Genomic DNA, 18,732 nt, shown 5'->3' with positions numbered 1-18,732 from the left:
CGGTCTCCCGCACAGGAGACGGGCTCAGATCGGCGTTTTCGGCGCGCAAGCGCACTCCTGTGCGCTGAGCACCGAAAACGCCGAGGTGGGCCCGTCTCCGAAGCGGGTGACCGTCGCTCTAGAGCGCCGGCGTTCAGGGCCTCCGGAACACCACCTCGAGCTTGGGGAGCCGCGCGGCGTTCGCGTTGTCGCTCGACATGAACGAGACCTCCCGGTAGTTCCCCACCTCGCTCTCGAGACGCATCAGGAAGCCGTGGTTGTTCGCGGGCGCGCTCAGCATGTCCCGCACGAGCGCCGTCACGTCGACGCGCTCGTAGTCCTGACCGTCCGACGTGCTCTGCGGCAGGAGCACCTGGTTGAGCGTCGTGGTCGTGGGCTGGTTGGCCCAGGTCACGGTGTTCTCCTGCCACGCCGAGGTGACGCGCTGGAGCAGGAAGGCGTTGGAGCCGCCATACGTCGAGTGCCCCGGGAGCAGGCCGTTCCAGGTGCCCTGGCCGTAGAGGCGCGCGTCGGGATCGGCGTAGAGGCTGAGGCGCGCCCGCTCGATCGTGGAGCCCGCCGGGATGGTCGACAGATCGAAGCGGAACAGGCTCCGGTTCACGTAACTGGTATTGCTGGAGGTCCACACCCCCGCCGTCATATTCGGGGAGCTCCCGTTGTTGGTCCCGACGCCCCCGCTCAGGCTGGTGATGGTCGCATCGATACCGTCGCTGCCGGGCTGAAGCGTCAGCCGCTCCGGCTCGTTCTCGCACCGGCCGCCGACGATGAACACGCCGCTCACCGCGTCGCACTGCGCCTCGTAGGCCGGCGTGTGACAGGCGCCGTCAGGCTCCGTGCACGAGCCGATGGGCTCGGCCCCGCAGGCGTCGATCTGCGCGCAGCTGTAGCCGCTCACGAAGTAGCCGCCCGCCTCACGGCAGCTCGCGCTGGAGCTGACGCCGCCCGTGCCGAGGTCGGTGCAGCCCTGGGACCGGCAGCACGCGCCCTTCGTCTCGAGGAGGCAGCTCGACGAGCAGCCGTCGCCGTTCTGCGCGTTGCCGTCGTCGCACTGCTCGGACGCCTGCTGCACGCCGTCGCCGCAGCAGCGCTCGACGGTCACGCCCGCGTTCTTCACGACGGAGCACTGGATGACGTCGTCCTCGGGGCCCTGGCACGTCCCGCTCACGCAGGTCTGCCCCGGTCCCGTCGTGCACTCCGCGTCGTCGAGGCAACTGCAAGGCACGGTGTCCTCGGAGTGGTCGTCGAAGCAGGCCTCCACCTCCGCGAGCCACGCCTCGGCCAGGGCGCTCGGGTGCACCAGGTTGGACGCCTCGAGCCCGTTGCTCGTGTCGTACAGCAGCGCGGTCAAATCGAACGTGGGCGTCGGGGTGTTGACGACGGCGCCGCTGAAGGCGCCCACCCGCAGCTGGTTGGCGACGGCGGAGCCCTCCGCGTCAAGGCAGCCCCAGTGCTTGAGCAGGTTGATGTGCGCGTCCTGGCACGGGAAGCTGAGGTTGCCGCGCAAGCCGCTCACCAGCCCGACGTACGTGCAGGTGCCGGTCACGAACCTCTCGGCGAGCGCGTCCTTGTCCTGCAGCCACTCCATCATGGGCCGACCTTCGATGCAGAGGTTCTCCATCGTGGACACCTGCTCTCCCAGGTTGAAGCCGAAATTGAGGACCTCCTGCACGCTGCCCGTGACGTCCTCCGTGGTGGGGGGCAGCGGGTCCTCCGCGTGGAGCGGCAGCTCGTCCTTGCACCACGCGAGGAAGTCGGCGGTCTCCGACATGGCCGGTGCGTAGCGCTTCACCTCTTCCGGCTGGTAGTTCGTCACCTGGCCGAGCGACGCGCTGTCCCACTGGTACGTCGCCTCGAGCCCGGGCTGGAAGTTGGCCTTCGCGACCGAGCCGATATCCCAGGATCGGCGCCAGTCCCAGAGCGTGAACTTCCTCGGCTTCTTGAAGAGCTTGACCTCGAGGCCGACGTGAATGCCGGCGTTGAGCGCGGCGATGAGCTCGATCTCGCTCATGCCGTAGGTGGCGATCGCGTGGGCGGGCGCGTCGGGGTTCTTGAGCCCCCAGATCACCTGCTCGGCGTACTGGGCGCCGGCCTGCGGCGCGCACGCGCCGTCGGGCGTGCAGACCTGACCGTAGCCGCAGACGGTGTCCGCGGTGGCAGCGTCGTAGTTGCAGCGGCGGGTGCACGCGCCGTCGACACACGTGCGGCCTGGCTCGCTCGCGCAGGTCGGGTTCGGGTCCGCGCTGCAGAGACACGGGACCGGCGCGCCGCCGACCGTGCACAGCTTCTTCACCGCGTCGCACGTCTCGCCGCTCGCGCAGTCGGCGTTCGACGCGCAGCCGCACGCGGACTGGAAGCCTGAGTGGAGCGGGTGGCACCCGGGACCCCTCCACTCGACGACATCGCTCTTGGTCTCGGTCACGCAACGGTACGCGCCGAAGGTGCCAGGGCACTCGGCCTCCGTGACGTCGTAGGTAACGGCTCCGGGGATCGCTGCGTCGCAGTTGCTCCCGATCTTGCGGACGGTCGACGGCAGCGTGTCGCTCACGTAGATGTCGCCGGAGGGCAGCACGGCCAGGCCGCCGGGCAGCTCGAGGACGGCGGTCGTGGCCAGGCCGTCTTGCCACACGGTGCCAGGCCCGCCGGCGACCGTGGCCGTGGCGCCGAGCGCCGGATCGAAGCGCCGGACGCGACCGGGCTTGTTGCCCTCGCCGATGAGCACGTTGCCAGCGCCGTCGATCGCGAGCGCCTGCGGCGAGGTGAGCCGAGCGGCCGTCCCGACGCCGTCCGCGGAGCCCGCGGTGCCGTTGCCTGCCACCGTGGTGACCATCGAGGTCGCGATCTCGAACCGGCGCAGCGAGTGATTGAACGCGTCGGCGATGTACAGGTTGCCGCGCCCGTCGGCGACGATGCCGGCCGGCTCGGCGAAGCGCGCGGTCGTCCCCACGCCGTCGGCGTTCCCGGACAAGGGCGCCACGCCGGCGACCGCGATGTTCGCGCCCGTCGCCGGATCGATCCAGATCAGCGTGCGGTTCGCGCTGTCGGTGACGTACAGGTGGCCTCCGACCACGGCCACGTCACGCGGCGTGCCGACCACCGTGCGGTCGGCGACCGTCGTGACCTGCCCGCTGCTCAGCGTGATCTTGCGGATCGTGCGGCTGCCGCGATCGGCGAGGTAGAGGGCGCCGTCGTGGAGCGTGATGCCCGAGATGGTGTTGAACCGCGCGGCGGTGCCCACGCCGTCGGTGGTGCCCGAGACGGTCGACCCCGCGATCGTCGTCACCGCGCCGCTCGTCAGGTCGATGCGGCGCACGGCGGTCCGGTCCGCGACGTAGAGCATGCGCGTCGACGCGTCATAGGCCAGGTCGCCGGCCTGGAGGAAGCGGGCCTGCGCGTAGCTGCCGTTCGTGAGGCTGCGCGACCCGGCGAGGCCGAAGGGCGACGACGCCACGGGGAGGCAGCAGACGCCGTGCTTCTGGCAGCCCGAGATGTCGCGGAGATCGTCGCTCCGCACGTCGGTCACGCAGGTGCCGTCGCTGTCGCACTCGTCACAGGTCTTGTTCGCGTTCCACTTGGCGGTGAAGCCTGCCTGGAAGGCGCTCTTGAGCAGCTTGGCCTGCTTCTCCTTCATGAAGGTGGCGAGCAGCTCGTACGAGAGCTTGCCTGAATCGCACCACTCCTCGGTGATCCCCGTCCAGTCGTCGATGCAGGCGCGACCGCCGGTGGCGAAGGTGAGGCAGCAGGAGTTGTTGGTGTCGAGCGGGGAGCAGCCGAGGTTCAGCTCGGACTCCTCGACGAGGCGGTTCGAGCAGTACGTCTGATCTTTGTAGTTGAAGACGGGCTTGCACTCGAGGGACTCGTCAGGGTTGCTGTTCACGAGCGCCTGCTCGAGCGAGGTGTTGAGGTCGACCACGCCGCCGGAGCCGCTCGGCTTGAGATCCACGGAGAAGCCGATGCTCGCCTCCACGCCGACCTTCAGCCGCTTGCCGAGCGGCACGCCGAGGAAGAGCTTCGCGCCCACCTCCGGGCGCACCGAGACCTCCGTCCCCGCCTCGCCCGTCACGTCCGGCGCCTGGAACGCGTGCATGTCGCGATCGAAATCGACCTCCCCGATCTTGTGGTTCGTGTGCTTGTTGAGCGCCTCCTGCAGGCGCTTGCGCATGAAATAGGCCTCGTCGTACCACTTGACCCCGGCGCCGAGCCGGAAGTACGGGATGAGGAACGCGCCGGGGACCGGGGGGAGCGGGATCTTCGTCAGCTCCTTCTCGATCGGCTTCATCTGCATATCCAGGTTGAGCGCCGCGGCCATGACGGCGGCGGAGCGCCCCTCCAGCTTCTCGGCCGGCTTCGCCGCGCTCCTGGGCCAGGTGGCCGGGCTCGGAGCGCCGCTCGGCGTGTAGTCCGCCGTGTAAGAGAAGGGCATGTATGTCCCGACGAGGAACTCCTGCGGGGACACCCGGCCGTCGTGGTCGGTGTCGAGAGATTCGACCTGATCCCCGTCCGCGAGGTAGAAGAGCCCTTTTCGCTTCGCTGCGGAGAGGCTGAGGCCGCCGCCGCCGGAGTGGCCGAATTCCTCGAGGCCGAAGGGGGCCTCGCGGTTGAACCACTTGTACCCGTCGAGCTGCATGTTGAACTCCACCCCCGGGAGGATGCTCAGCGTCTCGCCGAACGCCGTCACGGCGAAGCCGCCGGTGCGCATCTGGGCGCGCCGCTCCTCGCTCAGGTTACGCGACTCGTAGCGGCCGCCGATGCCCCAGTTGCTGTCGCCCATCCTGGCGTACGCGCCATGGCCGGCCCAGGGGATGCACATGTGCAGATCGGGCCGCTGCTTGGAGTAGCCGCCGAGGTGGTAGCCCTCGGTGTAGAGGTCGATATAACACTGGATCTTCGCGAGCAGCTCCGTCGCGTTCTCGAGGTCGCCGCCGAACTGCTCCAGGAAATCGGCGAAGCGCCCGTCGGCGATTTCGCCGGCCATCTTGTCGAGCCACTTGACGATATTGCGGGCCCATTTCGCCTTGCCCTCCTGGGTCTGCTGGACGTCGTTGGAGAGCCAGACGAGCACGCCCATGCTGCAGGTGTTCGTCGGCGTCGTGGCCGGATCGCAGAAGTCGGAGCACTCCTCGTAGGTCGTCTGGCCCTTCTGGATGACGTCCGTGCACCCGGCGTCCACGCGCTGGGTGCAGATGCACCTGCCTTTGCCGGCGTCCTCGACGGTCTCCGTGTCGGAGGCGTTGATGGCCTCGGCCGTCTTGTTGACGATCGACGAGAGGATCTGCATCGACTGCAGGACATGGAAGTTCGTCGTGATGTTCTGGAGATCGGCGCCCTTCGGGTTCGGATTCTCCGGCATCTTGCCGAGCAGGTTCGGGTCGCACGCCTTGGGCTTGAACTCGAAGCCTGAGCCTCCGCCGGCCCCGCTCGCGCTGCTGGCGCTGCTCGACGCGCTGCTGGCGCTGGTGGAGCTGGCGCTGCTCGACGCGCTCGCGGCGCCCGAGCCGGTCTCGAACCCCTCGAAGACGGCGTCCGGCCGATCGGGCTGCTGAGACCACCTCGGCCAGCTCGGTGCGCCGCTCTGGCAGCCCACGTCGTCCGCGGAGCAGAGCGCTTGCTGCACGCTTCCGATGGGCTCGTTCGGCTCGCTTGGCTCGTCGGCGCCGCCCGCGCAGGCCGATGCGACGATGCCCAGGCACAGGAGGAGCGGGAGGCGCCCCGCGCGCCTGGGCTCCGCGAGGGCGTCTCGTGATTGGATGAGCTGACGTATCAGCATGGACCTGAGAGCTGTCATTGAATCAACCCCGACGGCCTGATCGGCCGAGATGAGCGGACGTGACGCGGTCGGCCGCCGTGCCCGCTCGCGGAGCGGCTCGCGGTCTCCCATCGTTGCGTGGATTAGCTGCCTCTGGGCCGGCGGCGAAGGCGACAAACCGCGCCATGCGCTGACAAAACCCGCCACGCACCGCGCGGACCCGGTTCACCGCTTGAAAATGCGGTGGGAGCTACCCCAGCTAACCAGGCGTCCCCAGCGCCTGGAACCCCCACGACCGAACCCCCGGACCGCGACATCCATGACCTGCCCCGACGATTGCCTCACGCGCGCTCTATCGACTCGACCCGGCCCGGCGCCCCGAGCGCGCCGCCGGCGCTGGCCGCGCCCCTTCGCGACCGCGGCCCTGGCCGCCCTCGCGCTCGCGACGTCCGCGTGCGACCCGGGAACGCCCTCGCCTCCCGGCGAACAGGGCGCGCCGGACGATCTCGCGCGCTCTGCGTCGCTCGGCCTCTCCGCGAGTGCCGCGACGGAAGCCGGCGCCGCCGCGGCGCTCCCGGTCCCCGCCCCGGCGGCGCTCGGCGGAGCGCCGGTGAGCGGGTTCGCCGACCTGCACTTCCACATGATGTCGGAGGAGGCGTTCGGGGGTGGATGGCTCCACGGCAAGCACGACGGCGCCGGCGCCCTGGACGATTGCGACGGCGGCAGTCCAGGGAGCGATCACGCGCGCGTTCGACAGGATCTCAGCGCGCTCCTGGACCGGTGCCCTCAGTCGACGATGCTCGACTTTGCGAGCAGCGGCGCGCTGTCCGCGCTGCTCGGCCTGGGCGGCGGCATCGGCGGCTCGGAGGTGATCGGCCAGGCGGAGGGGACGAGCGGCGACACAGGGCTCCACCTCGAGCGAAAGCGCTCCTCCGAGGGGTGGCCGCGCTGGGACACCATCGCTCACCAGCAAGGTCACGTGAGCTGGCTGCGCGCGGCCCACGATCGCGGGCTGAGCCTCATCGTCATGTCGGCGGTGAGCTACGACTGGCTCTGCTCGATCCTGCCGGAGCAGAACCGGCAGCGGGCCTGCGACGAGATGGTGGATGTCGATCTCCAGATCCAGATGACCCACGCGCTGGCCGCGCGAAATGCCGGCTGGATGGAGGTCGCGCTCTCACCGGCGCACGCCCGGCAGATCATCGGCGCGGGCAAGCTGGCGGTGGTGCTGTCCATCGAGGCCAGCCACCTGTTCGGCCGCGACGTCGACGCGGCGAAGATGCGCGCGCAGCTCGCCAAATACCACGCCCTCGGGGTCCGGACGCTCCAGCCGGTGCACCAGACCGACAACGCCTTTGGCGGGGCGGCGCTGCACAACCCGATCTTCCAGCTCGCGCAGTACACCGAGAACTGCTTCATCGACACCGACTGCGGCGCCACCCTCGCGGGGATCACGCTGGGCATGGATGTCGACGCGAGCTGCCGCAACGTGCGCGGGCTGACGCCCCTCGGCGAAGCGCTCGTCGGCGAGATGATGGACCGGGGGATGCTGCTCGACGTCGCGCACCTCTCGGAGCGCGGCGTGGATCGGGTGTTCGAGCTGGCGCGGGCGCGCGACTATTATCCGATCTACATCTCCCACGGTCACTTCCGGGAGATCATGGCCAGGGCGGTGGCGGAAAAAGAGAAGTCCACGCCGGCGCGGGTGATCCGGATGCTCCGGCAGACCGGCGGCATCTTCGGCCTGCGCACCGCGCACGACGAGACCCGGCAGTACAGCCGCAGCTCCGTCGAGAACAGCTGTCAGGGCTCGTCGCGCTCCTTCGCGCAGGCTTACGAGTACGGGCGGCTCGGCCTGAAGGTCCCCATGGCCTTCGGGGCAGATCTCAACGGCTTCATCCAGCAGACCCGGCCGCGCTTCGGCGAGGACGGCGCCTGCTCGGCGGCGTTCCAGGCAGAGGCCGATTGCCAGGCCTGGGAGCAGCGCGAGCAGGGGCCCGGCCCCCTGGGGACGGAGTTCGACGAGAAGGGCCTGGCCCACGAGGGGATGCTGCCCGACCTCCTGGCCGACCTGGATCGCCTGGGCGTGGACACGACCGGCCTGAGGTCCTCGACAGAGTCCTTCCTCCGCATGTGGGAGCGCGCCCAGGGGCCGCGGGCCGGGATGGCCGATCCCGCCACCGATCTCGACGAGAGCGGCATCGCGCCCTTCGCGCCCGCGGAGGAGCGGGAATCTGCCTATCCCACGAAGTGCGGCGCGGCCTACTGCCCTGGATTTCAGGTGCTGGGCGGGAGCTGCCGGTTCGACGAGGAGTGCGAGAGCGGCCAGTGCACGGCCGTCGCCTGCAACGCGATCCCGGGCCGCTGCGTCTGCAACGACGACGCCGATTGCGGCGGCGGCCTCCGCTGCGCGCGGAAGACGCCTGGTGTCGGCGGCGACAACGCCTGCGAGCCAAAGAAGGCCGAGCATCAGCTGTGTACGCGCGACGGCGAGTGCGCCTCCGGCCGCTGTGGCGGGCTGATCGCCGGCGCGGGCTTCTGTTACACGCCCGGCTCGAAGGCCATCGGCCAGGGGTGCCGTGTGAACGAGGAGTGCCCCAGCAACCGCTGCGGCGATCTCACCCAGACGTGCCTCTGCCGCTCCGACGCGCACTGCGCGGCGGGCCAGTTCTGCGGGTGGGGCACCAACGAGGGCGAGTGCGTGGACAAGCGCGGCCGGGGAGCGGCGTGCACGAAAGACAACCAGTGCGCATCCGGGAACTGCAGGTTCCTCTTCTGCCGCTGACGCGTCACGCGACAATGCGTCTCCGTCGCTGAGGCGCTGGTTCCGCGGGGCAAAGCCGTATGCGGCCGCGGAAGAGACCCGACATGCGCGCCAAGGCTGGAAGTCGCGGACGGATCCCGTCCAGCCGGAGCGAGCGCACGGCGCGCGGCCCGGCCTGGACAGCAATCCTCGCGCACCGCGGTCTTACCATTCATCACCGTTTTCTATTGCCACATTTCGGGTTCGGCCTATATTCCACACCAATCAACTTTCCTACCGTCCGCCGCGCATCGGCCGCGGCGTGCTGCGGCGCTTGCGCTTCTCAAGCCCAGGACGCTCGTCCATCATCGCTTTGCTGCATCGGCCAGGGAGCGGAGCGCCGCTCCGCCGATCGGAGAAGCCAGATCACGCCTCGAGAAGCCAGGCAGCGCAGCCACGCTGGACGAGCAGCGCGCGTCGACACTGTTCCATTCGTCCGAGGGGGGGAGACATGGATGTTCGTGATATTTACGGCGTGGGAGGCCGCGACCAGGGCCGGGCGGGGCTTCCATGGAAGCTCGCGATCGCGCATGTGGTGAGCAGCTTGAAGGCCGGCGACGCCGAGCGGGTGGTCGTCGATCTGGCGGCGCTCCAGCGCGCTGCGGGCCACGACGTGACCGTGATCGCCGTCGCCGATGAGCCGGACGGCCCGCTTGCGGAGCACCTGCGGCGGCGCGGCGTCGAGGTGCAGCTCCTGCCGAAGCGCCGCGGCTTTGACGTGAGCATGACCGCCCGGCTCGTCGCGCTCTTCAGGGCGAGAGGGGCCTCGCTCGTCCATGCACACAACCAGCTGCCGCTCGTCTACGCGGCGCCCGCGGGCTGGCTCCACCGCGTCCCGGTCGTCCACACGAAGCACGGCGCCTCGGAGGACCTGCAAGGCCGGCGATGGCTGCGCAGCGCCGCCGCCGCGTTCGTCGACGCCCACGTCGCGGTCTCGCGGCCGACCGCCGAGACCCTGGTCGGCCAGGGACAGGTCAGCGCCGGGAAGCTGCACGTCATCGCCAGCGGCGTCGACCTGTCGCGGTTCGCGCCCGATCCGGTGGCCCGGGCCCGTGTCCGGGCCGAGCTCGGCATCTCGCAGCAGGCCTGGGTGCTCGGGAGCGTGGCGCGCCTCTCTGCCGTGAACAATAACGCATTGCTCCTGCGCGCGGCCGCGCAGGCGCTGCCGGAGGGCGGGCGGCTGCTCCTCGTCGGAGATGGCCCGGAGCGCGCGCGGCTCATCGCGCTCGCACACGAGCTCGGCCTGTCCGGGCGCGCGCTGTTCGTCGGCAGGCGGCACCGCATGCCCCAGATGCTCGCCGCGCTCGACGCGTTCGCCGTCTCCTCCATCTCCGAGGGCCTACCGCTCGCCGTCCTCGAGGCGATGGCCGCCGGGCTCCCCGTCGTCGCGACCGCGGTGGGCGGCGTGCCAACGGCCCTCACCGATGGGTACACGGGCTTCCTCGTGCCTTCCGGGGACGCCGAGGCGCTCGCGGCCAGGCTGACGGAGCTCCGCGACGACCCCGCGCTCGCCGCGCGCATGGGGCGATACGGCCGGAAGGTCACGCTCCAGCGCTACTCCGCTGCCCGCATGGTCGAGCGTTACATGGACCTCTACACGCTGCTGCTCGTACGGCGGCTGCACCGTGGCATGCCCGCCGTCCGGCCGAGCGACCTGCTCGCCTATGCGCGGAGCTCGTGCTTCGTGCAGCGCGCGTTCGGCGTCAGCGAGGCCGCCGAGGCGCCGGGCGGCGGCTGGAGCACGCCGCGCAGCGACGCGGCGGCCAGCGCGCGGCCGCGCTCGCCGATCGCGCTGTCGATCTGAGCGAGCGCTGCGACGCAACTCAACCTCGCCTCGGCCCTGCGCACTCGGAAGCCGGCGGGCGCGGTCCGCGGGGACACGCCTACGACGTCACAAGGTGTTCGAGGAGGATCTTGAACCCGAGGCCGATGAGAACGACCCCTCCAGCCAGGTCGAGACGCTTGCCGAGCATCGCCCCGAACCGCCGTCCCGCGAAGAGCCCCGCTGCGCTGAGCAGCGCCGTGACGACGCCAATCGTCACGACGGAGATCGCGAACGGGGCGTTCAGCATCGGCAGCGTGATGCCCACGGCGAGGGCGTCGATGCTCGTGGCGATCGCCAACACGAACATCGAGCTCAACGCGAAGGGATCGGCCGTGGTCTCGCCCTCGCCGCCGTCGTCGCCGCCGTCGCCGCGGGCTTCCCAGAGCATCTTTCCGCCGATGAACGCGAGCAGCACGAACGCGATCCAGTGGTCCCACGCTTGCACGCGCGGGCCGATCCGCGCTCCGAGCAGCCAGCCGATGACGGGCATCAGGGCCTGAGCGCCGCCGAAGAACCCCGCGACGAGCAGGACATGGCGCGCTCGAATCGCCGGAACAGACAGCCCTCGTGCCGCCGCGACAGCGGTCGCGTCCATCGCGAGCCCGAGCGCGAGGAGCAAGATCGCGCTGAAATTCACGAGCCCCTCCGCGCGTCACCGGCAGCGAGCGGGTGAACCTCGACCGTGACGTGCTGGAGGCTCGCGATCGGGACGAGCGCGTCACGGTAGGCGGAAGGCGCCAGGGGGCTCGGCACCGCGACCGAAACGATGCAGGCGCGCGCGCCGGGACCGATGTCCCACAGGTGGAGATCGACGACGCTCGCTCCTGCGAAGGTAGACTCGATGCGATCGCGGATGCGCTGAGCAAGGGGCTCGGAAGGGACGACGTCGAGCAGCTGCCTGGCCGCCTGCCGGCAGAGTCCGTAGCTCCACTTCGCGATGACGAGCCCGCCGACGATGCCCATCGCGGCGTCGAGGAACGTCCAGCCAAGGTAGCGCCCGCCGAGGAGGGCGAGGATCGCGAGCACGCTGGTCAGCGCGTCCGCGAGGACGTGGAAGTACGCCGCACGCAAGTTGTGGTCGTGCCCGTGGTGGTCGTGGCCACGGGCGTGCTCGTCGTCGTGATCGTGATGGCCATGGTCCTGGTGATCGTGGTCGGGATGGTCGTCGTGCGCCTCGTGATGGTGCTCGTCGGCGTGGAGGAGCCGCACGCTGACGAGGTTGACCGCGAGACCAACGACGGCGACGGGAAGCGCCTCGGAGAAGGCGATCGACTCGGGATGGAGGAAGCGGCGCAGCGACTCGACGACCATGAGGAGCGCGACGAGCGCGAGCACGACCGCGCTCGTGTACCCGGCGAGGGCGTGCACCTTGCCCGTGCCGAAGGAGAACGCGCTCGACCCGGACTGCTTGCGCGCGAACCAGTACGCGAAGGCCGCCATGCCGAGCGCGCCCGCATGCGTGGCCATGTGCCACCCGTCCGCCGTGAGCGCGAGCGAGTTCGTCGCATGGCCGACCACGAGCTCCGCCGCCATCATGGCGAAGGTCAGCGCAACGACCCACCGGGTCCTGGCTTCGTGCGAAGGCGCGGCGGCGCCGTGGTCGTGGGCGTGTCGAAGCTGGGCGAGCCGATCGGATCCCGTGGAGTCGCTCATCGTTGCTTCCTTCACTTCACATAGGCGCGGACGATCTGAACCAGCTCCTCCGCGGCCTCCCGCTGGGGTGCCGTCGCACGCTCCCCGTCGATGACGTGCGTACGGATGTGAGCTTCGATGAGCTCGCCCACGAGGCCGTTCAGCGCGCCACGCGCCGAGGTCACCGTCTGCAGGACCTCCGAACAACCCGCTTCGCCCTCGAGGGCCCGCTCGACCGCCTCGAGCTGCCCGCGGATCCGCCGGACGCGCGCGATGAGCTTCTTCTTGTTCTCGACCGTGTGCACGCCCATAGAATAGGGGGGTATACTATATGGGTCAAGCGCCTCGTGCTGGCTCCTCTCGGAGGCCGGCGACGGTGGCTCGGTCAGGCGCGAATTCGCCGTCACCCGTCGGGCAGGTAGCGCCTCGGGCCGAAGCCGGGCCAGCGGCCTCCATGAATCTGCCGAGTACATCGCACACGTCACCACACCTCACCAGCATCGACACGCGGCAACGCCGCACGTTTTCGTCAATTTCAACCAAGCGTCCGGGCGCGCGCGAGCGGAAGATGGATGCTTCGAGCAGCGAGCGCCGCTCGAAGCACCACGGTGAACATCGTGGTGTTCACCTCGTTCCCATGGAGGGAAGCGCCTATGCTGGGATGGTTGGGATTTCTCGCGGGCAGCGCCTTCGGCGCGTACGACATCGCCTCGGTCGAGGTCACGCGACCGCATCCATCGCTCGAGAGGGTGGTCTACGAAGTGGACGCCGGGGACAGCCCCCTCGATCGATTCTCGATCATCCACGTGAGCAAGCGCGGGGCCGGCCGCGGCTGCAGCGAGCCCGTGATCCTCTTCAGCCCCTTCACGTTTCCGGGCGAGTTCTACGAGATCAGCGAGACCGGGAGGTACGCGAAGTCGGCCGCGGGCGAGCTCGCCATGGCCGGCCACGACGTCTGGCTCGTCGACCAGCGGAGGACGGAGCTCCCGCCCGGCGCGTGCGAGTCCGGCGCGGCCGATTGCAGCGTGATGGCCGACTGGGACTTCGACACCCTCTCGAACGACGGGCTCTTCGCGCTCGCCCTCGTGCGCTCGCAGAACCCCGGCGCGCGGCCCGTCATCGGGGGATTCTCCGCGGGCGCCAACACGGCCATGGCGCTCGTCAATCGCGCGCCCCGCGCCTTCTCGGGCGTGTTTCTCTACGAGGGCACCTTCTACACCGAAGATCCGGAGATCGCCGCGCACAACGACGCGATCTGCAGCAACCTCGAGGGGGCGCTCGCCGCGGGCTCGACCTACGATCCCAGCATCGCCGTCCTCGGGCTCGCGTTGCGCGGCGCCGCCGCCGATCCTCAGGGCATGTTTCCTCTGCCCATCTTCCCCTCGGGCACGACCAACCAGCTCGCCATGCTGCTCGTCTTCGGCGCCCCGCCCCCTCCGGGCGCGCTCGCCCCGACGCCCTCGTTCGTCCGCGCCGTCGCCGATTTCGAGACACAGAGCCTCGTCTATAGCGACCAGTCCCGGCTCGAGCTCGTAGGCCCCCTCTTCGACAATTACGGCTCCCTCGCCGCCGTCCGCGATCTCGCGTGCGGGCTCTCGGGGCGCGACGCGAGCCACTTCTCGAACCTCTCCGCGTTCCGCGGCGACGTGCTCATCTACGTCGAGGGCACCGGCTTCGGCCCCGCCATGTTCGACACCGCCGGTCTCTTCGATCGCGCCGCGTCCGTCACCATCGATCACAACCCCGAGCTCGGCGAAGCGGACGTGTACTTCAACGTCCACTGGAAACAGACCTTCCTCGGGCCCTTCACGCGCTGGCTTCGCCAGAAGATCTAGGACGCACTCCGATCAGGGGCGTCAATTTTCCAAAAATAATCGACCTATTTCCGCCGTTCTCGCGCCCATGGCACCTCGACACTGCTGGCATCACAACCGGGGCAGCGAGGCGGGCCAGCCGTGGCGCTCCGTGGCGCTTGCGGAAGCCGAGGTGTGCGTCGACCAGCTCGGGGCCGCTGCTGGGGTTGCGCGACATGGCCCCGGCGCGGACCAACCGCGACCTCTGCGCGCAAACGAGGGGTGGCCCTAGCCAGTAGAGAGACGGCAGCGTCGTTGGGCTCGGCCCGTTGCCGGGGCCGAGCCGCAGTCCCAGCAGCTACGGCACGAGCGCCGCGCGTTGCTCACGCCGCCCGTAGGGAGTCACGCCCCGCGGCTTGTACACGGAGAGCGCCGTGGCCACGAGCAACGTCACCAGGGCGGCAGCAGCATCGGCCACGAGCTGGATGCGCACCTGGCGAAGATCTCCACCGGACAGCGCCGTCTCGGCCGCGACGCTCGCCACGTAGTGGATCGGCCGCGTGTGCAGCAGCAAGACGCCCGTGGCGACGACGGTCAGCAGGAGCTTGAACACGACCCAGTAGTGCCGGAGCAAGCCCCACGGCGTGCCCAGCGACTGGACCACCCCGGTGAGCAGCGAGGCGAGGCTCAGCGGAACGATGACGAGCCACGTGATCAGATCCATCGCGATGTAGGCGGCGCGCACCATCGGCGCATCCTGGCAGGTCAAACCGGCAATCGCGAGCGCGAGGAAGGCCGCGACGGAGCCGAGCCAGCCGACCGAGGACGTGACATGCGCGGTGAGCGCGAGCTTCCGGAGCGGGGGGGTCATCGTCATCATCCGTGGCCGCCTTCCAGAGGCGCGGGGCCGCGGTGACCGGCCGGCGTGTGGCTACCTGGACCACCAAGGCTCATGCCGGTGAGGTGCAGGACGACCAACAGCACGACCAGGACGACAACGATGGCCCCGAACGCCTTCACCCAGCGCGGCGTGGGAGGGGTAGACCCGCCGTCCAGCCTCAGGCCGGCGTCGGGATAACGGGGCGGGTCAGCCATGTGCATCTCCTCGGTTGAGCGTGGATGTCAGGGTCGACCTCAACTTTATCAATACACTTTGTACACGTCAAATCACTTTGTCTATGATACTGTCGTCGTGTATACTCCGGGCGTGCCGAAGCTGTGGAACGAGACGATCGAGACGCACCGCCGCGCGGTGCACGATGCGATCCTGGACACCACCGCGGCGCTGGTCGCCGAGCACGGACTGGCGTCGGTGACGATGTCGCAGATCGCCGAGGCGACCGGCATCGGGCGCGCGACGCTGTACAAGTACTTCGCCGACGTCGAGGCGATCCTGGTCGCCTGGCACGAACGGCACATCGCCGGCCACCTCAAGCACCTCGCCGCCGTCCGGGACCAGGCGGGTGACGCGGGCGCGCGGCTCGAGGCCGTGCTCGAGGCCTTCGCGCTCATCGCCCACGAGCACCCCACCACCGAGCTCTCGGCGCTCTTGCATCGCGGTGAACACGTCGCCCGCGCGCAGCAGCACCTCCGCGACTTCATCCGCGACCTGGTCGCGGAGGGCGCGAAGGCCGGTGCCTTCCGGGATGATGTCGCGCCGGACGAGCTCGCGCAGTACTGCCTCCACGCCCTGACCGCAGCCGGCAGCCTGCCGTCCAAGGCTGCCGTCCGCCGGCTTGTCGCGGTCACGCTGGCGGGGTTGCGCCCCACGCGCTGAGTCGTCCCGAGGCGGACGGCGGTCCGCGATCCGCAAGGCTCTGCCCCGCGCACGAGGCGCCCGAGCGCCCAGGGCGCCGCCTCGAGGAGCGTCACCGCGTGGCCGAGCCTCCGGAGGGATGCAGCGCGCTCGAGGCCAGCAGCCCTCCACCGACGATGGCGACGCGGGGACCTTCAACCAGTCGCGCCCGCCGGAGCTCGTGACCTGACCTTCATCAGGCCACGAGCCCCGGGCACTGCGGGCGTTCAGGCGGCGCGGGGGCGCACGTCGTAACCGGCCCCGCGCACGGCCTCGACGAGGGCGTCCACGGGCGCGCTCGTCGGATCGTGCTGCACCACGACGGTGCCCTCGCGCAGGCGCACGTCGACCTTGGCCACGGCGCCGCCGAGCTCGCGAAGCGCGCTGTCGATGTGGCGGATGCAGGACGGGCAGCTCATCCCGTCCACCTGAAGCATGGTCTCTTTCATGACGTCTTCCTTTCGGCGACCCACAGGCCGCTCACCCCCGAAGACGCAGCCATCGGGATTCATTACACGGCGCAGGAGCCGTCGCGTTTGTCGGGGGAGCTGGGCGAAGCCCCCCCAGTGCCCCGGACATGCCGGCCGTGCAGCCGCTTGCGCGGTGAGCTCCAGCGCTCTTGCCGTAATCCGCGGAGTGACCCTGCGTCTGCGCTGGTCGACAAAGAGGTGATCATGTCGACCGCATCCGTCTCCATTCCCGCCCCGCAGGACACCGACGAGGGCGCCATCTGCCGCATCGATCTGCCTGTGGAGGGCATGACCTGCGCCGCTTGCGTCCGGCGCATCGAGCGGGCCTTGCTCGCGATCGCCGGCGTCAGCGACGCGAAGGTCAACCTTGTGACCCGCACGGCCATAGTCACGTTCGACCCGTCCGCCGCGTCCACCAAGACCCTCGTCGCCGCCATCGAGAGCGCGGGCTACAGCGTCCCGGAGAGCAGCGCCGCGCCGGGCAGCACCCCCCTTGCTCCTGCCGACCGGGCAGCCGCCGCCGAGGAGAGCCTCGACGGCGAGCGGCGCGTCCTCCGGCGGGACTTCGTGATCTCGCTTGTCCTGTCCGTCCCGCTGCTCGTCCTCGGGATGTCGCACGGCCGCATCCCGGGAGCCGACGGCACGATCGGCCGGTTCGTCCAGCTCGCCCTCGCGACCGCGGTGGTCGTCGGCCCCGGCCGCAGGTTCTTCCGGCTCGCCTGGGCCGCGCTCCGGCACCGGGCGGCCGACATGAACACGCTCGTGGCCCTCGGCACCGGCGCCGCGTGGGTCTACTCCGCGATCGCCGTCGTCGCCCCGCAGCTCTTTCCCCACGCCGAGCACGGCATGCGGCCGCATGTCTACTTCGAGGCCGTCGGGGCCATCATCAGCTTCGTCCTGCTCGGCAAGCTCCTCGAGACACGCGCCCGCAAGCGCCTCACCGACGCGGTGCGTGGGCTCGTCGCGCTCCAGCCCAGGACGGCGCGGCGCCTCCGCGGCGATGTGGAGGAGGAGATCCCGGCCGCGGATCTCTCGCCCGGCGACATCGTCCGCGTTCGGCCGGGAGAGCGGATGCCGAGCGACGGCGAGGTCGTGTCCGGCACCTCGGCCATCGATGAGTCGATGCTCACGGGCGAGAGCCTCCCCGTCGACAAGAGCACCGGAGCGCCTGTGTTCGGCGGCACGCTGAACCAGAGCGGGCAGCTCACGGTGCGGATCACGAAGACCGGCGCCGACACCGCGCTCGCCCACATCGTCGAGGCGGTCGAGCAGGCGCAGGGCTCGAAGGCGCCGATCGCGCGCCTCGCCGATACCGTGAGCGCCATCTTCGTCCCGGTGGTCCTCGGCATCGCCACGCTCGCGTTCGTCGTCTGGGTCGCGATGGATCCGAGCGCGGCGGGGTTCGCTGCCGCGCTCGAGCGGTTCGTCGCCGTCCTCGTGATCGCCTGCCCTTGCGCCCTGGGCCTCGCGACACCTGCCGCCGTGGCCGTGGGCACCGGACGCGGCGCCGAGCTCGGCGTGCTCGTGAAGGGCGGTACGGCGCTCGAGGCCGCCAGCCGCGTCGATACCGTCCTCGTCGACAAGACGGGCACGCTCACGGCCGGACGCCCGCAGCTCGCGGCCGTGAAGGCGCTGGCCGAGGTCTCCGAGGACGAGCTCCTGCGCCTCGTCGGATCAGCGGAGCTCGGCAGCGAGCACCCGGTCGCGAAGGCGCTGGTCGAGGGCGCGCGCGCCCGCAACCTCCCGCTCTCCGCGCCCGAGGACTTCCGCGCCGACGCCGGACGCGGCGTGGTCGCCCGCATCGACGGCCGGGAAGTGCGCATCGGCACGGCCCGGTACCTCGCCGAGCTCGGGATCGACGCCACGCCGCTCGAGGAGCTCGCCCAGGGCCTCGCCCGGCACGGAAACACCCCGTCGTTCGTCGCCGTCGACGGCCGCCTCGCCGGTCTGGTCGCGGTCGCCGACCTGCCTACCCCCGAAGCCAAGGAGGCCGTCGCCGCGCTGCACCAGCTCGGTGTGCGCGTCGCCATGGTGACAGGGGACCGCGAGGCGACGGCGCGCGCGGTGGCGCAGCAGCTCGGGATCGACGAGGTCTTCGCCGAGGTCCGCCCCGAGGACAAGGCGCGCATCGTGCGCGAGGAGCGGGAGCGCGGGCGCATCGTCGCCATGGTCGGCGACGGCATCAACGACGCGCCAGCCCTCGCCGGCGCCCACGTGGGGATCGCGGTCGCGAGCGGCACGGACATCGCGGTCGCTGCGGCCGACGTGGCGCTGCTCCGTGGCGGCATCGCCGCCCTGCCCACGGCGCTCGGGCTCTCGCGCGCGACGTTGCGGACCATCCGCCAGAACCTCTTCTGGGCGTTCATCTACAACGTCGTCGGCATCCCGATCGCCGCCGGCGCGCTCTACCCGCTGACCGGCTGGCTCCTGTCGCCGGTCCTGGCGAGCGCGGCCATGAGCCTGTCGAGCGTCTCGGTGCTCCTCAGCTCCCTCCGGCTCCGCCGGTTCCGGCACGCGAGCTGAAATCCGCGCTCGACCGTAATGCGGCGGAGGCCCGCACCGGCGCACCGGCCGCGGATGGCGACAGCCTGGTCGTTCGGATCAATGAAAGTGACCGTGCAGGTCACATCGATCCCATCACCCCTCTCGAATCCCATCCGCCCAGATCTGT

The 18,732-nt window shown here is 70.3% G+C and carries 12 protein-coding genes; 5 read left to right on the top strand and 7 right to left on the bottom strand.

Translation table 11 applies throughout. The features are described from left to right. Positions 1-133 precede the first annotated feature (133 nt). Positions 134-5,764 carry a DNRLRE domain-containing protein gene (locus tag WMF27_RS03090; protein WP_437761750.1) on the bottom strand — a complete coding sequence of 1,877 codons (5,631 nt, stop codon included), beginning with the start codon at positions 5,762-5,764 and terminating at the stop codon, positions 134-136. A 298-nt stretch (positions 5,765-6,062) separates the two neighbouring features. Between WMF27_RS03090 and WMF27_RS03085 the strand changes: the two genes are divergently transcribed. Continuing rightward, positions 6,063-8,528, top strand: a complete 2,466-nt coding sequence (locus WMF27_RS03085; RefSeq protein ID WP_437761751.1) for a membrane dipeptidase — start codon at positions 6,063-6,065, stop codon at positions 8,526-8,528. Positions 8,529-8,997: 469 nt separating this feature from the next. Next, the gene (locus tag WMF27_RS03080) at positions 8,998-10,350 is read left to right on the top strand and encodes a glycosyltransferase (RefSeq protein ID WP_437761752.1); all 1,353 of its coding nucleotides are present in this window, start codon (positions 8,998-9,000) and stop codon (positions 10,348-10,350) included. Between the two features lie 79 nt (positions 10,351-10,429). On the opposite strand, the gene WMF27_RS03075 is transcribed toward WMF27_RS03080, so the two are convergent. The 3 genes from WMF27_RS03075 to WMF27_RS03065 are packed head-to-tail and all read right to left on the bottom strand — an operon-like array spanning position 10,430 to position 12,314. Continuing rightward, positions 10,430-11,008: a manganese efflux pump MntP gene (locus WMF27_RS03075; protein ID WP_437761753.1), complete on the bottom strand. Its 579-nt coding sequence runs from the start codon at positions 11,006-11,008 to the stop codon at positions 10,430-10,432. Continuing rightward, positions 11,005-12,024 (bottom strand): CDF family Co(II)/Ni(II) efflux transporter DmeF, encoded by a 1,020-nt coding sequence (gene dmeF, locus WMF27_RS03070; protein ID WP_437761754.1) that lies wholly within the window; start codon positions 12,022-12,024, stop codon positions 11,005-11,007. Before dmeF ends, WMF27_RS03075 begins: the two co-directional genes overlap by 4 nt. 11 nt (positions 12,025-12,035) lie before the next feature. Continuing rightward, positions 12,036-12,314 carry a metal/formaldehyde-sensitive transcriptional repressor gene (locus WMF27_RS03065; protein WP_437943808.1) on the bottom strand — a complete coding sequence of 93 codons (279 nt, stop codon included), beginning with the start codon at positions 12,312-12,314 and terminating at the stop codon, positions 12,036-12,038. A gap of 342 nt (positions 12,315-12,656) precedes the next feature. On the opposite strand from WMF27_RS03065, the gene WMF27_RS03060 reads away from it, so the two are divergent. Beyond that, positions 12,657-13,838, top strand: a complete 1,182-nt coding sequence (locus tag WMF27_RS03060; protein WP_437761756.1) for a hypothetical protein — start codon at positions 12,657-12,659, stop codon at positions 13,836-13,838. A gap of 316 nt (positions 13,839-14,154) precedes the next feature. On the opposite strand, the gene WMF27_RS03055 is transcribed toward WMF27_RS03060, so the two are convergent. Further along, complete coding sequence (locus tag WMF27_RS03055; protein WP_437769903.1) at positions 14,155-14,673, bottom strand: hypothetical protein; 519 nt, start codon at positions 14,671-14,673, stop codon at positions 14,155-14,157. Continuing rightward, on the bottom strand, positions 14,673-14,891 hold the full coding sequence (locus tag WMF27_RS03050; RefSeq protein ID WP_437761757.1) for a hypothetical protein: 219 nt from the start codon (positions 14,889-14,891) through the stop codon (positions 14,673-14,675). Before WMF27_RS03050 ends, WMF27_RS03055 begins: the two co-directional genes overlap by 1 nt. 112 nt (positions 14,892-15,003) lie before the next feature. Here WMF27_RS03050 and WMF27_RS03045 point away from each other — a divergent pair, with 112 nt between their 5' ends. Next, complete coding sequence (locus WMF27_RS03045) at positions 15,004-15,573, top strand: TetR/AcrR family transcriptional regulator (protein WP_437761758.1); 570 nt, start codon at positions 15,004-15,006, stop codon at positions 15,571-15,573. Between the two features lie 245 nt (positions 15,574-15,818). Here the strand turns inward: WMF27_RS03045 and WMF27_RS03040 are convergent, their stop codons facing one another. After that, positions 15,819-16,040: a heavy-metal-associated domain-containing protein gene (locus WMF27_RS03040; protein WP_437761759.1), complete on the bottom strand. Its 222-nt coding sequence runs from the start codon at positions 16,038-16,040 to the stop codon at positions 15,819-15,821. Positions 16,041-16,265: 225 nt separating this feature from the next. Here WMF27_RS03040 and WMF27_RS03035 point away from each other — a divergent pair, with 225 nt between their 5' ends. Next, positions 16,266-18,584, top strand: coding sequence for a heavy metal translocating P-type ATPase (locus WMF27_RS03035; RefSeq protein ID WP_437761760.1), 2,319 nt, complete (start codon positions 16,266-16,268; stop codon positions 18,582-18,584). Positions 18,585-18,732 lie beyond the last annotated feature (148 nt).

Origin of the sequence: Sorangium sp. So ce281 (genome assembly GCF_051527395.1) — a bacterium.
GTDB lineage: Bacteria > Myxococcota_A > Polyangia > Polyangiales > Polyangiaceae > Sorangium > Sorangium cellulosum_B.
The sequence above is the reverse complement of the archived record's forward strand: the minus strand, read 5'-3'. Positions and strand labels throughout refer to the sequence as shown.

What these genes read in the sequence shown, in the direction of transcription:
- WMF27_RS03090 (WP_437761750.1), bottom strand. Translation starts at nt 5,764, where the DNA reads ATGCTGATACGTCAGCTCATCCAATCACGAGACGCCCTCGCGGAGCCC.
- WMF27_RS03085 (WP_437761751.1), top strand. Translation starts at nt 6,063, where the DNA reads ATGACCTGCCCCGACGATTGCCTCACGCGCGCTCTATCGACTCGACCC.
- WMF27_RS03080 (WP_437761752.1), top strand. Translation starts at nt 8,998, where the DNA reads ATGGATGTTCGTGATATTTACGGCGTGGGAGGCCGCGACCAGGGCCGG.
- dmeF (WP_437761754.1), bottom strand. Translation starts at nt 12,024, where the DNA reads ATGAGCGACTCCACGGGATCCGATCGGCTCGCCCAGCTTCGACACGCC.
- WMF27_RS03065 (WP_437943808.1), bottom strand. Translation starts at nt 12,314, where the DNA reads ATGGGCGTGCACACGGTCGAGAACAAGAAGAAGCTCATCGCGCGCGTC.
- WMF27_RS03060 (WP_437761756.1), top strand. Translation starts at nt 12,657, where the DNA reads ATGCTGGGATGGTTGGGATTTCTCGCGGGCAGCGCCTTCGGCGCGTAC.
- WMF27_RS03055 (WP_437769903.1), bottom strand. Translation starts at nt 14,673, where the DNA reads ATGACGATGACCCCCCCGCTCCGGAAGCTCGCGCTCACCGCGCATGTC.
- WMF27_RS03050 (WP_437761757.1), bottom strand. Translation starts at nt 14,891, where the DNA reads ATGGCTGACCCGCCCCGTTATCCCGACGCCGGCCTGAGGCTGGACGGC.
- WMF27_RS03040 (WP_437761759.1), bottom strand. Translation starts at nt 16,040, where the DNA reads ATGAAAGAGACCATGCTTCAGGTGGACGGGATGAGCTGCCCGTCCTGC.
- WMF27_RS03035 (WP_437761760.1), top strand. Translation starts at nt 16,266, where the DNA reads ATGTCGACCGCATCCGTCTCCATTCCCGCCCCGCAGGACACCGACGAG.